Raw genomic sequence first — 12,069 nt, 5'->3', positions numbered from 1 at the left:
AAAAAATTTCCTCTCAAAAGAAGTACCTCCCTGTTTACCTATTAGTAAAATATTTTACGTTTATTTAAGTTGACTAGTCTGTGAATAATACAATTAGTAATAAGAAGAAGAATAATAAACTGCAAGAATCGTCTCCGAAAATTTCGCAATCATCAAACAATACTACTAAAAGTAAGAAAAACATTAACAAACTTTCACAAGAACAATCATCTAAAAAATTACACATATAAATTACCTCCGAGTAATAGATTTTAATAGGTGCTTTTTTATTCTTTTTATTTTTCAAGCCCCTAATTCATAGTACGCATATGGGGGTATTTATGTGATGAAATAATTTAAAGAATCAAAACAAAATATACAGGAGGAAAAAATTGAAAGAAAAAGATATTTCAAAAATGATTAATATGGTGAACGGAATTAATTTTGATGATAATTCCATTGACAAATTAAAAAATGAAGCGCAAAAAAAGGGAGTGATGGATAAAGCCAAGGAATTGGAAGAAGAATATGCACCCAAATTCCAGCAGTTCATAAGGGAAAACGGAGATTTAACACATTTAAGCAATGAAGAGAAAGCCAGAGTAATACTTGAATACAAAGAGAGATTATCACCAAAAGAACAAAAGCAATTTGATAACATATTAAATATGCTGAAATCTTATGTAAAAAAAATCAAATAGGACAAATATTATGACAATCAGAAAAAGATTAAACAGAAAAAAGAATAAAAATAGAAATGATATCATATCCAACAATAATTTGACATCTGTAAATCATAAAACAATAAAAAAAGAAAAATCCGAACATAAACATAACGAAAGAAAAAGGAGAAGAAAAATGGAAGATAAAAAGGTTGTTATTTATAATGACGATACAGTCAAAGAAGTTATCCTTGAAAATAACACAAACAATGAAAATATTCAAAAAGAAAACAAAAGAATCATTACGGAAGAAAGCTTCCTAAACGGAGAGGACTTTTAGTCCTCTTTTTTATATAACGATTAAATTACAGAAATTTATATTATTTTTATCCTATTCAGAAAAGCTTCCAAATTCTCTTCCTGCATATCGAATCCCAAAACTTTTTTTGATACCCGTATTTTTATGGAATTCCTTTCACAAAAATCAATATTAATTATATATTGCATTGGTACCAAACTCTTTTTTACTTTAACCTTGCTTATATTATTAAAGGGAATACGAGTGCCATTTATAACATCTTTTGAATCTCCTCGCAGCAAAACAACCAATAAACAAACATTTGTAAGTCCAAAGTATCCAAAATAATGAGACTTTCCTTGAATCAGACTTCCATAAATAGGACAATTTAAAATTTCATCTCTTTTCATCAAATCAGATAATGATTTGAACATCAATTTATAAAATGACATATTAACATCTCCTTAAAACCCATTAAACAACACTTATGACTAAGATATTAAAAATCCCTAGATTTTAATCTTTTATACCGGACACAACTTTACAGAGAATACATAAATATAAAGGATAAATATCATAAATTATAATAAATAACTGCTTTTAATCGATTTATAATATATTTCATTAATATATAAACGATAAAACTATATTTAACCATCCTTAACAAAAGTAATCCTTCTACTTGCATAGATACAAGTATCACTCATTTTATCATTATATCATGAATAAATATTAAAATCATCTACCTATTTTCACCCAGAAATTTTAGTCTTTAACTTCAAATAAAAAAGAACATCATAAGATGCTCTTTTAAATTAAATTTATTTTATGATATACCTTTTTGCCCTTCTTTATTATCATTTCGCCATCACTGAAATCATCAGGTGTTAAGGTTTTGTTTACGTCTGTTACTTTTTCATCATTTACACTTACGCCACCTTGTTTTATAAGTCTTCTTCCTTCGCTTTTTGAAGGTATTAAACCTGCTTTAATCATAACATCGAGTAAAGAAGGTTCCTCTTCTAATTCGGCTTTTGCCAAATCTGTCGAAGGCATGTTGTTACTGCTTACGCCGCCTTTAAAAAGAGCTGTTGCAGCTTCTTTTGCTTTGTCGGCTTCTTCTTTACCGTGAACAAGCTCAGTAAGTTCATAAGCTAAAATCTCTTTTGCTTTATTAAGTTCACTTCCTTGCCATTGTTCCATTTTCTTAATTTCTTCTAACGGAAGGAATGTTAACATCTTTAAGCATTTAATAACATCCTCGTCTGATACGTTTCTCCAGTACTGATAAAAATCAAATGGAGATGTTTTTTCTTTGTCTAACCATACAGCCCCTGACGCTGTTTTACCCATTTTCTTTCCTTCTGAGTTTAAAAGAAGAGTTATTGTCATTGCATAAGCGTCTTTGCCAAGCTTTCTTCTGATAAGTTCTGTACCGCCAAGCATGTTGCTCCACTGGTCATCACCACCGAATTGCATATTACAGCCATAATCTTTATATAGTCTGTAAAAATCATAACTTTGCATTATCATATAGTTAAACTCAAGAAAGCTTAAGCCTTTTTCCATTCTTTGTTTGTAACATTCAAATGTAAGCATTCTATTTACACTAAAGTGAGAACCTATATCTCTTATAAAATCAATATAGTTTAAATCTCTAAGCCAGTCAGCATTGTTTACCATTAATGCTTTACCATCAGAAAAATCAATAAATCTGCTCATTTGTTCTTTAAATCTTTCGCAGTTATGATTTATCGTTTCGACAGTCATCATCTGTCTTAAATCTGTTCTTCCCGAAGGATCTCCTATCATACCGGTACCGCCGCCTACAAGTGCAATAGGTTTGTTTCCTGCCATTTGAAGTCTTTTCATCAAGCAAAGAGCCATGAAGTGTCCTACATGAAGGCTGTCTGCCGTTGGGTCAAACCCTATATAAAAAGTTGCTTTTCCATTATTTATAAGTTCTTTTATTTCTTCTTCGTCCGTTACTTGAGCGATTAGACCTCTTTCTACTAATTCTTCGTATAAAGTCATTTTTATTTCTCCCAATTAATATGCTCTTGCAAAGTATGCAAGTTTATCTGCTTTTTTACCACAGCATACACATGTGTCACTGCCAATATCTTCTTGATTAAAAGGAACACATCTAAGTGTAGCACCTGTTTCTTCTTTGATTTTATCTTCACATTCTCTGCAACCGCACCACATAGCTTTTACAAACCCAAGAGATTCGCTTTGAACCTTCTTAAATTCTTCCATATCCTTTGCTTGTTTTGTGTGTTCTTCCCTGTGTTTTAAAGCCTTGTTATATAAGTTTGCTTGAATTTCATCAAGAAGTTCTCTTACCTTTGTTTCCACTTCATTTAGCGGAACAAAGATTTTTTCTGATGTATCTCTTCTTGCAATTACACATTGTCCCTTTTCAATATCTTTTGGTCCTATTTCAATTCTTACAGGAACACCTTTCATTTCCCATTGGTTAAATTTCCAACCAGGAGAATAAGCATCATTATCGTCAAGGGTTACCCTAAAGTCTTTTAGTGCTTCTTTTAATTCCTTTGCTTTGTCGAGCACTCCTTCCTTGTGTTGTGCGATAGGAATAATAACTACTTGTGTCGGTGCGATTTTTGGAGGAAGTACTAATCCGTAATCATCCCCATGAACCATTATTATTCCACCGATTAATCTTGTCGATACACCCCAAGATGTAGAATATGCATATTGTTCTTTTTCTTCTTTGTTTAAAAACTTAATTTCGAAAGCCTTTGCAAAGTGATCTCCAAGGTTATGGCTTGTTCCGCTTTGTAGAGCCTGTCCGTCGTGCATTAATGCTTCAATTGTGTATGTTGCGTGAGCACCCGCAAATTTTTCTTTTTCTGACTTTTGACCTACAACAACAGGCATTGCAAGATACTCTTCACAAATTTCTCTGTATATGTCTATCATTTGAAGAGTTTCTTCCTGAGCCTCTTCAAATGTGGCGTGAACTGTATGACCTTCCTGCCACAAAAATTCGCTTGTTCTAAGAAAAGGTCTTGTTGTCTTTTCCCATCTTACTACGTTTGCCCACTGATTATATAAAAATGGCAGCTGTCTGTATGATTTTAACCATTTTGCATACATACTGCATATTATCGTTTCACTGGTAGGTCTCACGCATAATCTTTCCGCTAATTCGTTTTCTCCTCCGTGTGTTACCCATGCAACTTCCGGTGCAAATCCTTCAACGTGTTCTTTTTCTTTATTTAAAAAGCTTTCCGGGATAAGTAACGGGAAATACATATTTTGATGTCCTGTTTCTTTGAATCTTTTATCAAAGGCTTGCTGAATGTTTTCCCAAAGTGCATAACCGTAAGGACGAATAACCATAAAGCCCTTTACGGGGGCATAATCAACCATTTCCGTTTTAGTTATTACATCTGTATACCAACGAGCAAAGTCTTCGCCCATTGGGGTTATAGCTTCTACCTTTTTTTTCTTACCCATTTTCTTCTCTCCTACATTTTATAATTTTAATCAATTAAATATTATAGCATAACTAAGTTTAAAATGCACTATAAATTGCTATTAATATCACACGTTATCTCAAAATCCTGTGTATATCCGTGGTATAAAATGCATTGTCGCTAAAGAAACTCCTCGCAGATTCTGTAGAAAGAATCTCCCCTTCAAACAAAAGACTGCATACATCAGCATATGCATAAGCAAATTCTAAATCGTGAGTAACGCAAATCACTGTATGCCCCAACTCTGCATACCTCTTCAAATAATTTCCGATTTCATTTCTCGCTTCCATATCAAGCCCTTTTGTAGGCTCATCAAGAAGCAAAAGATCCGGCTCCTTTGAAAGAACCATAGCAAGCCCTAAACGTTGCTGTTCCCCACCGCTTAAATCATAAGGATGTTGATCAAAAAGAGAGGAAAGTCCAAAAGAGTGTATCAATTCATCTTTACATCCCGCAGCGTTAAGTTCTTCTTTCACACTGTCCATCGAGAACATAGCCTTGGGGTTTTGTGTCAAAAGTGCAATCCTAGGCATTTTTTTATCTTTACCAAGTCTTATCTTTCCTCTGCTTGCATACATACGTTTTCCGAGAATAGATAGTAAAGTACTTTTACCGCTCCCGTTCCCTCCAAGAATAACATGAAATTCCCCTCTTTCAATACGAAGAGTCAACCCCTTTAATACAAATGGGGTCTGTTTTTGATACTGAAACCAAATATGGTCAATCAGCAGGCAGACATTCTTGCGGCTTTATTTATGTTTCTTTTCTCATTGCAATATTGAAGCTCATATATATCCTTCAAACATTCCTTTTCTTTTTCACCTTTTTCCATACAGTACGACGACAAATATTTTCTGCATTCCCGAACTGTAAGAGGATATTGTTTTTCCTTAGCATTTAGACTGGACGCAATTCTTACAGAAGCAGGAAGTATTCCTGCATATTCCTTTTCTTCCTTTAAAATATAACTTATATACCCTTGAACATCTCCTATATATTGAAACACTCCGTCTTTCATATGAATCACTCTATCCGCAAGAGGAAGGATTTCCCCCATATTGTGTTCGCTTAAAATAACAGCAATTCCAAGCTCACGGTTAACCCTAACCAAAACATCCAAAAAGTTCTTCCTAGCTAGCGGATCAAGCTGAGAAACAGGTTCATCCAAGAGCAAAACCTTAGGTCTCATGGCAATTATTGATGCCAAATTTAATAATTGTTTCTGACCTCCGCTAATCTCATATACAGATGCATCAATCCATTCGTCAATTCCAAAGAATAAAGCTGTTTCAGCTACTCTCTTACGAATGATATCTGTCGAAAGTCCCAAGTTTTCAAGCCCAAAAGCAAGTTCATGACGAACGGTATCCGTCACAATCTGATTTTCCGGATTTTGAAACACATAACCTACATCCGACGCAGGAAAAGAAGTAACACTCCCCTTTTTATTTCCTTTCGGAGATATCTGGGACTTCATACACCTGAGAAGTGTTGTTTTACCGCAACCTGAAGGACCGCTTATAACAACAAACTCACCGAATTCAACAGTAAAATTTATATCCTTCAAGACTTCTCTCCCTTTAGGATACGAAAAGCTCAAATCTTTAACTTCCATTATACCCATCGTTTTGAGCCTCCTCTCTTTAATATCTCAAGCCATATAGGCATCAACAAGAAAAATATCATCATAAAAAAACCGAATATAATCAATACAGGATGCTCAATATGCCAAATAATCTTCGGATAATAACTAAACTTGCGAATTTGCATAAACAATACAAATATAGACAAAGAATATGATAAAATAAGACATATTAGTATTTTCAAATCAAATGCACCAAAACAAAATTTTTGATAACAACCTCTTCTTCTTTCTCCGTACCCTCTTGCTCTCATAGAATCCGCTGTTTCAATACCATCCTCCATACTCCACTCCAAAAGAGATGATACCTGCCTCATACTGCGTTGAATACGTTTTTTCAAAGATTCCTTTTTATTATTTATATCCATATCTTCCGAAAGTTTTATACATCTTATCTTATAATGTGTTTCAGGAAATAATTTTAAAATTATTGACAAAAGAAGTGCTGTTGTTTGAAACTTTCTTCCAAACAGATATAAAAACTTATCATTTGAAACCAGAGCCGTAAAACACCGAAACCACAATATTACAACTCCCAACATCAATCCCGAAGTCAAACCATATCCCAAACTCTCCAATGTAAATAATCTGCTGCCTATTTTAAAAAGCTCCGTCACACCCATAGGATTTGTAAGCATATTCAGTAATGTCACCACAAGTAATAAAATCATTACACCTTTTAAACCATCTAACGTAGAACGTGTTCCCAAATAAAACAAGTGTACGCATATTGCGCACACAAATTCCACAAGCAAGAATACAGGATGCATACCAAGCATGGAAAGAACAGGGGCACCCAATACATAAAAAAGAATAACCGATGGATGCAATGTAGAAAAAATTGTATACGAACGAATATGCATATCTAGTTCCCCCTTGTTTCTAAAATTCCGTATTTGACTTTCAACCTTGTAAGCTTTCTCCCCCATGATTTTTCCAAAAACAACAAAAATAAAACAGTAGATATACCATGAGTCAAATCAAAAGGGAAACTGGAAACACACGCCGCAGTTATCGCCGTCCACGTCAAAGGGTTCACATAACCAATCAAATATTGAAGGTTCATAAACCACCCAAAAAAAACGCTCACAATAAAACCAAAGCTGTATAACATAAAACGAGATGAAAATACACCCCGCTTTTCAAAGACTCCTCCAAAATATCCTATAAATCCCCATGCTGTCATCTGCCAAAGAGTCCAAGGACCTTGCCCAAGAAGCATATTGCTTGCAAGGGCAGACAAAGAGCCGGTAAGAAATCCGGCAACAGGTCCCAAATACATACCTGAAATTATCACAATCGCACTATTGGGATTAAAACTCGGAATAACGGAAAAAATAGTACGACCAAGAGCTCCTATCACACTTAAAACCGCAATCGGAATCAGGTCTCTCGGCTTTGGTTTTTTTATTTCAAATATTATAAAGAAAATTATTTGCAATAATATAAGAAAAACAGGCACAATAATTTTTAAGACTTCAGTACGTAACGCCATTGTACCCTATCTCCGTTTTTTAATGTATAATTTACACAACTCTTATTCGGTGAAGAACCATTTACATAATACTTCCATCCGCTTTGAGAGCCAAACATCTTTTCACTCAAACCGCCGATTGAGCTTACATAACTTTTACCGCTGTGACTTATCCCCGATGCGGCAAGGGCATCATAAACCGTAGATCCGGCATCCAATGTCATAACCGCTGAATACGAAACCGAATTGTCGGCATTTGAAGAATCAATAGAAAAGCTAATCTCTATCACTTTCTTTGAGCTATCAAAGGAACCTGAAGAACTTCCCGAATTAATATTTTGAGAAGAACCATTGTTTCCGCTCCCTTTGACATTCTTATTTTTCTTACCAGATAAATCACTATTAACCGCTTTATGCACAGTGCCGTCAGATTCTACAATCTCCATAACACCTGAATCATCATTCTTTTCTTTCTTTGCATCTTTAGGAATAAGATCATCAGGAATTCCTTCACTTTTATCTTTTACATTTTCTGATATCTGCTTTGAGACAGTCTTATCTTGATTCTGCCCAGACATATTCTGCCCACTGCAACCGGTCAAAAGGAATATTGAAAGTAATGCAAAAACAATAATATTATATCTTATTTTTCCCATGTATCTTCTCTCTTTCTTCTATGAATCACACTGGCAGTAATTATTCCGCCAATTAATGCACCTATACCTACCCCAAGTACCAAATATAACCATATAACATTTTTTTCAACTTTCACATTACCGGATGTACCAGTAATACTTCTTTCCAAAGCTCCACTCTTTGAATCCGAAAGTATATAAGTTCCTGCATGATCCAAAGTAAACATCGCATACGGACTTTCAAACACTACTTCTTTTACTTCTCCCCCTCCAAGAGTATCGTAAAGATATAACCCTTTCGAACTCTTAAATTCTTTACCAAGCTTATAAACCACAGTAACCTTTCCCGGAAGAGGTCCTTCCTGAACAAAGGCAAACTGTTTATAATTACCGTACTCAGTTCTATCTTTTATAGGAGACTTTTCCATTTCTATAAGTTTCGTTGTAAGAGATGCTTTTGTATCAGTTATATCCGAACCTTTGATACTTAAAGTATAAGTTCCGCAGTTAAAAACCAAACGAAGATTTGGGTATTTTACAAGCTCTGCAAACACTTCTCTTCCTACCGTATCCGGAGGATTATTAACTGTAAGAATATTTTCATGTTTTTTCCCACTGTTTATAACCGCTTTTATAAGGCTGTCTTCAAAGGATGTTTTTTCTCCCGTTGCAGCATTTACCCTTACGGTTTTTACACCCTGTGAAATGTTCTTAGCCTTGTTTTTTTCTCCCTTTACATCTTTGCTCTTATTATGTTCTCCCTTTTTATCAATGTCTTTTCCTTCATCTTTACCTTCATTTTTATCATCATCTTTTCCGTCATCCGTATTTCCTGTAGAACTTGCACAAATAGCAAAAAGATACCCCGAATCATTACTATAATATAAAGTTCCGTCAGCACCGACAACGACTTTACTCATAGAATACTGTTTATGCTCAGGAGTATAAATCTCCGTAACAGTAATTTTATTAGTGCTTGTAACCTTAGCCATATAAAGACTGCCTTTTTCACCGTTTTCAGTAAAGTAAGCATATACATCATCATATGCACTTGTTACCGTAGGAGTATTTAAAGCACTTGGAGTCTTCTTCTTCGCCAACAAATTCAAGTCTAAATCATATACCGCAAAAAATCCACCGTCTGTAAATGTTCCTCCCGTAATATAAATTTTATCGGAATAAACCACAGGAGAAGAAGTTGTACTTAATGGTAACTCTCCTTTTGATACAACTTTAATATTACCTGAGCTGTCAAGAGACAACTTATATATATTTCCTGCATTTGTTGCAGTCCATATATAATCTTTGGCATATACCAAAGGACCTCTGACTTGCCCGTCTAATTGACATGACGAAATCTCTTTACCTGTTATGCTGTTTAAAACATAAACAATACCGCTATCCCCGGCAATAACCACTTTATCATCAACAGTAACGGCACCGGAACCGTAATAACTCTGCCCGTTTGCATTTTCGCTTACCCACAAAGGATCGATGTATTCCTTTTCGTCATCCACATCTAAATCCGTTGTATCATAAGCGGCATAACATCCTACAGGGTTCGACCATGCACCGTCAGAATACCCTACATACAACCTGCCGTTTTCGTAATGCATCGCCCCGTATACATTATAAGTTGCTCCTGTATTCGCAGGACTGTTCAATAAATAGAGAGACTGAAGAGTTGAGGCATTAAAACACTGTATCATCCCATTTCCAAGGGGAACAAAAATCATACCTCCCCCATAAATGATATTACTGTAATAACCAATTTGAGAATACAAATCCGCAGATCCGTTTACCTTACCGGTCTTTGAATCCAACATTTCAATTTTGTTGTTACGTACTGCATATATATTACCGTTTATCAAAATAGGGGTCCCCGCATAAACACTACCCCAGCTGTCAGGAGCATTTGAAAAACTCTCCCACAAAAGCTCTCCTTTTCCTGTCGGAGTTTTATAATCCACCAGGGCATTGTTATCTTTATTACCCAGATGTTGCCCCCACGAAATATTCGGAAGCTCAGGAAGAGGCTTACCCGGATTTCCTCTTTTTACGGTAATTATCGCCGCTGTATCTTTATAAGACTGACCTCCGTCGACTGTACTGTTGACCTGTCCTTCTATGGTAATCACTGTAGGTTTATCATCATTCAACGATATCTTCTTCGATCCGAAGACCATTGAGGAATTAATCCAAACAAGAGAACATTCTCCGGAATCAACAGTAATCTCAAGTTCTTTTATATCGTTACCTTGATCGTCTTTTTTAGGAACATAAATTTCATAATCCCGTTTATTGGAATCAAACTCTAACGTTCCGTGATTTACCTGTATATTTGCTAACCTTGGTATTTTCCCTTTCAATGTAAGGACGATATCCTTTGTATCAAAGGCTGAACCCTTTTGAATCGTTGCAGTTAAAGTAATCTTAACATCATCTTTTACAGGACGGTAAAATTGCCATTTTGTACCGGAAGAAACAGCTACATATTTCCCGTCTTTATCAGGAGATTTTAATTCCCACTTAAGACTTGTCGCATAATTGCCGACATCCGGAAGAATAATACTGTCCCCTACTGCATCCGCACCTTTTACCGACAATTCTTCTTTGGCTTTTCTGACTGCCTCTTCATCGGATATGATTGAAGATTTTCCTACGATTACTTTTGCATAAGGACGATTTAATTCATGATTTCCCTGCCCATTCTTTCTTTCTCCGGTTAATATATAAGTTCCCTCTTTGGCAATCGTAACCGACACATTACCGTCAGAATCTGTTTTTCCGCTGAGAGTATAATCAGTACCTTTCTGTAGTTCATTGCCGTTTACATCCTCAATTATAATATCAGTACCTTCACATCCAGCTACTTGTGTACTCATACCGTCATTTTGTTTAAGAGTAACGGTAAAAGGCTCGCCTTTCGTAGCCGTCATATTCTCTTCCGTAAAATAAGCATATGCGGAAGTATCAGACCAAAACCAATCGTACAAAACAACTAAGTCTCCATTTTTCAAAGGATAATCACCTAAAGTATATCCAGTGCCGGAATTATTTGACGGGTACATATTATTTATTTCAAACATAAAAAAGGTATTTTTATTTGATTTTATTCCCAGAAAATTTTGAAGATACCCGGCGTTTATATTAATCCCGTTTACACTGTCCGCAGGGTCAATTCCATGGTCTATACAATACTGTGCCATTAAATGAAGAGGCGTATAATATCCAGGATCTTTTTCCCCATCCAAACCGTATTCTTTTAATGATTTATATTTATCCGGAAGAGTAACACTGACAGGATAGGTTCCCCTCTTTCCGTAACCGTCAACACGCAAAACCGCAGTAAGCTCCATACCAGATTTTGCATCTTTTTTCTCAGTAGTCTTTTTCTCTTTTGTTTTTTTGTTTTCTAAAAAGTTCTTTTTATCAGTATTTTTCCCCTTAACTTCAGAACCGGAAGAAACTGAATCTTTCGATTTATCAGCTTCCTTTTTTTCTACTTCATCATTTTTAACATCCGTTTGATCTGTTTTTTCGTCTTCTGTAAGGGATTCATCGGGCTTCGTTTCTTCAGTTGAAGATTCCTCCTCTTTTGTATCCCCCTTACTCCCTGTCACATCTTCATCTATGTTGTCTGTTGCTGCAGCCTGATTATCCGTTTGTGCTCTTACAATCGATATATTCTGATTAAAAACGCCGAATATATTTCCTACAAGAAACACAAAAACCAAAATCAGACTTAATAAACGTATTTTAAAATTCTCTCTCCTCATCTGCCTATCTCCTTTTATCTTTGAATAAAAAACAGAATCTATCGTATTTAACTGCTTATCGCCGAAAAAAAGGATAACCATTCGGCTATCCTTT

General features: G+C 35.2%; 12 protein-coding genes. 2 read left to right on the top strand and 10 right to left on the bottom strand.

What is annotated here, in order from left to right; translation table 11 throughout:
• Positions 1-73: 73 nt before the first annotated feature.
• Positions 74-226, bottom strand: a complete 153-nt coding sequence (locus QZ357_RS04255) for a hypothetical protein (protein WP_290772208.1) — start codon at positions 224-226, stop codon at positions 74-76.
• A 145-nt stretch (positions 227-371) separates the two neighbouring features.
• On the opposite strand from QZ357_RS04255, the gene QZ357_RS04250 reads away from it, so the two are divergent.
• The gene (locus tag QZ357_RS04250) at positions 372-680 is read left to right on the top strand and encodes a hypothetical protein (protein ID WP_290772207.1); all 309 of its coding nucleotides are present in this window, start codon (positions 372-374) and stop codon (positions 678-680) included.
• Positions 681-690: 10 nt separating this feature from the next.
• Positions 691-981 (top strand): hypothetical protein, encoded by a 291-nt coding sequence (locus tag QZ357_RS04245; protein WP_290772206.1) that lies wholly within the window; start codon positions 691-693, stop codon positions 979-981.
• A gap of 35 nt (positions 982-1,016) precedes the next feature.
• On the opposite strand, the gene QZ357_RS04240 is transcribed toward QZ357_RS04245, so the two are convergent.
• From QZ357_RS04240 to QZ357_RS04200, 9 genes are all read right to left on the bottom strand, one after another.
• Positions 1,017-1,391, bottom strand: coding sequence for a hypothetical protein (locus QZ357_RS04240; RefSeq protein WP_290772205.1), 375 nt, complete (start codon positions 1,389-1,391; stop codon positions 1,017-1,019).
• 358 nt (positions 1,392-1,749) lie between these two features.
• Positions 1,750-2,973, bottom strand: coding sequence for a tyrosine--tRNA ligase (gene tyrS / locus QZ357_RS04235; protein WP_290772204.1), 1,224 nt, complete (start codon positions 2,971-2,973; stop codon positions 1,750-1,752).
• A 15-nt stretch (positions 2,974-2,988) separates the two neighbouring features.
• Complete coding sequence (proS, locus tag QZ357_RS04230) at positions 2,989-4,425, bottom strand: proline--tRNA ligase (protein ID WP_290772203.1); 1,437 nt, start codon at positions 4,423-4,425, stop codon at positions 2,989-2,991.
• A 94-nt stretch (positions 4,426-4,519) separates the two neighbouring features.
• A complete protein-coding gene (locus tag QZ357_RS04225) occupies positions 4,520-5,116 on the bottom strand; it encodes an ABC transporter ATP-binding protein (RefSeq protein ID WP_290772202.1) in 597 nt (198 codons plus the stop codon).
• 53 nt (positions 5,117-5,169) lie between these two features.
• On the bottom strand, positions 5,170-6,069 hold the full coding sequence (locus tag QZ357_RS04220; protein WP_290772201.1) for an ABC transporter ATP-binding protein: 900 nt from the start codon (positions 6,067-6,069) through the stop codon (positions 5,170-5,172).
• Positions 6,060-6,950 (bottom strand): energy-coupling factor transporter transmembrane component T, encoded by an 891-nt coding sequence (locus tag QZ357_RS04215; RefSeq protein ID WP_290772198.1) that lies wholly within the window; start codon positions 6,948-6,950, stop codon positions 6,060-6,062. The genes QZ357_RS04220 and QZ357_RS04215 overlap by 10 nt, the downstream gene beginning before the upstream one ends.
• A gap of 2 nt (positions 6,951-6,952) precedes the next feature.
• Complete coding sequence (locus QZ357_RS04210) at positions 6,953-7,582, bottom strand: ECF transporter S component (protein ID WP_290772195.1); 630 nt, start codon at positions 7,580-7,582, stop codon at positions 6,953-6,955.
• Positions 7,558-8,217: a DUF4430 domain-containing protein gene (locus QZ357_RS04205; protein WP_290772191.1), complete on the bottom strand. Its 660-nt coding sequence runs from the start codon at positions 8,215-8,217 to the stop codon at positions 7,558-7,560. The genes QZ357_RS04210 and QZ357_RS04205 overlap by 25 nt, the downstream gene beginning before the upstream one ends.
• Positions 8,205-11,975, bottom strand: a complete 3,771-nt coding sequence (locus QZ357_RS04200; protein WP_290772188.1) for a PQQ-binding-like beta-propeller repeat protein — start codon at positions 11,973-11,975, stop codon at positions 8,205-8,207. Before QZ357_RS04200 ends, QZ357_RS04205 begins: the two co-directional genes overlap by 13 nt.
• Positions 11,976-12,069: the final 94 nt, after the last annotated feature.

The sequence above is a fragment of the Anaerofustis sp. genome (genome assembly GCF_019420015.1).
Lineage (GTDB): Bacteria > Bacillota > Clostridia > Eubacteriales > Anaerofustaceae > Anaerofustis.
The sequence above is the reverse complement of the archived record's forward strand: the minus strand, read 5'-3'. Positions and strand labels throughout refer to the sequence as shown.